Below are 1,962 nucleotides of genomic sequence, written 5' to 3'. Positions count from 1 at the left end.
TGGTCGAGGGAATCAACAATAAACTTAAACTAATAAAACGGAGAGGCTATGGCTTTAGAAACTTTCGGAATTTTTGGGTTAGAAGTATGTTATCTTGGCATCTTGTATGTTGATTTAGCATAAAGGGTAACGAAGAGCCATTAATTCTACTACAAAATTGGAAGGAGGGGGCAACCATCGATCCCTACCTCCCACACTCCGAGAATGATTATTATTCTTGAGAATGAATAGTTTATTTTTTGGAAGTCCCAGAAGTGAGTTCTTCTTTATGGAGGTTAATGCGATCTTGAAAGTTTTTGTAAGGCTTGTCAGTATCAAGTTCCATGTCAAACTCTTTCTGATGCATCGCTTTAATATTGTCGATAAATTCATCCTTTCTATATTTAAAATTTTCGATGCGAGTAGCATAACAGCGAAGACTGCCTCCGTTAATATTATTCTGGGATACGTTAAAAATCTTCATTCCTGCTTGCTTTAAGATATACTCAATCACTGCCAAGCTATAATACTCCAAATGCTCATGACAAATTGTGTCATAAGAATTCATGTTCAACATAGTCGGCATATAGGACATCTCAAAAATCCAGATGCCATCGGGTGAGAGAATGTTTTTGATTTCTTTGCTGAACTCAATGGGAGATTCCAGGTCATAAAACATGGCAATGGATGTGATTATGTCGCATTGCTGACCTTGTAGCCGTTTGATTAATTCCTCAGATGGAAAAATATCCTGAACAACTGCAACATCCCCAGTAATTTCCTGAGCTACGTCAGAAGGATCTACGCCAAATTTTTGAAATTCGCTGGGATAAAAACTCAGCAAAGTGCCGTCGTTACAGCCAATGTCAAGAACTCTAGCTTGGGGTTTTCCCCAAAGAGCGGCCGCTTCCAGCAATTCTCATTTTGAAACGATTTTGCGTTGTTTCAGCGATATAGAGATTCGTTAAGAATTATTAACCCCTCTATGTGCAAGGGTTTTAATGTCATGAAACCTTAAAATGAGAATTGCTGGGCCGCTTCGTCTGCGATACCCTGCAAATGCCAGCGCATGGTATTATTAGTGCCAGAGCGATACCAATAGGCTGAGTAGAGGACTTCTGGAGGGACTGTATGCTTCATTTGCAACAATCCACAGGCTCGCTCATCCTTTGTAGGATCGCAGCGCACAAGAGACATGGGGATTTTGCGAGAAGGGGGGATTTCTTTCCCTGGTTTAACAAATGACCCCTGTAAATATTGCTCACCAAGGTTAATGACTGGAGTGAGAGCCAGCGAACCGCAGGCCCGGCAGGTTTTTCTATGAATTAAGTGCATTGGTAATAGTTTTAAACTTGTGCTTTTACAATTTGATAATCAAGCATATAGCTTTTTCAGATGAAATGTGGTTTTGGCAGTGCCTCTACCCCTATCTACATCTCGAATGTAAGTACCATAACCCATAATCAAGTTAGTGTCAACTCTTTTTTATCAGCTTTTATTATCTTTGGTGTTAAAACAATAAGTTTTGATCATACAAAGTACGGCAGGAACTGATATGATATATCCTAATGCGACTCAAAGTCACTCTTTAAGTGGCTAAAAGCCAGACGTACCCGTGAACATCCGCATCTGCTTTTGTTATGCTTAAGTATCTCTCACAAGTTTGGTATATCCTTAAAGGTACCAGAAAATATTTACCTCTACTGCTGTTGACCTTTGTGCTATCTTCCTTGCTGGAAGCTTTAGGAGTTGGGGTAATAGGTCCTTTTTTTGGAATAGCCTCCAACCCAGATTATCTAGATAAAATTCCTCTTTTAGAATGGGCATATATAAAGTTAGGTTTGGGAGCATCCCAATTTTGCCATAAGTATAAATGCTTAGAGACTAAAAACGTTAGCTAAGGCAAAATAAAGAGAAACAATTAAACGGTAGAATCATGAATACAGACCAAAAAGAACAACTAGATCAACATTTAAAAGCCAT

Annotated in this window: 3 protein-coding genes; 1 reads left to right on the top strand and 2 read right to left on the bottom strand. The window is 39.0% G+C overall.

Features of this window, described 5'->3' with window-relative positions:
* A partial coding sequence (locus O9323_RS18450) for a transposase (RefSeq protein ID WP_071784045.1) occupies nucleotides 1-113 on the top strand: 113 nt, incomplete at its 5' end.
* Nucleotides 114-232: 119 nt separating this feature from the next.
* On the opposite strand, the gene O9323_RS18445 is transcribed toward O9323_RS18450, so the two are convergent.
* Nucleotides 233-895, bottom strand: a complete 663-nt coding sequence (locus O9323_RS18445) for a class I SAM-dependent methyltransferase (protein WP_002756379.1) — start codon at nucleotides 893-895, stop codon at nucleotides 233-235.
* A gap of 98 nt (nucleotides 896-993) precedes the next feature.
* Nucleotides 994-1,314 carry a class I SAM-dependent methyltransferase gene (locus O9323_RS18440; protein ID WP_002756383.1) on the bottom strand — a complete coding sequence of 107 codons (321 nt, stop codon included), beginning with the start codon at nucleotides 1,312-1,314 and terminating at the stop codon, nucleotides 994-996.
* Nucleotides 1,315-1,962: the final 648 nt, after the last annotated feature.

The organism is Microcystis sp. LE19-131.1A (assembly GCF_027532015.1).
GTDB lineage: Bacteria > Cyanobacteriota > Cyanobacteriia > Cyanobacteriales > Microcystaceae > Microcystis > Microcystis ichthyoblabe_A.
This window is presented reverse-complemented; position numbering and strand designations above follow the sequence as displayed.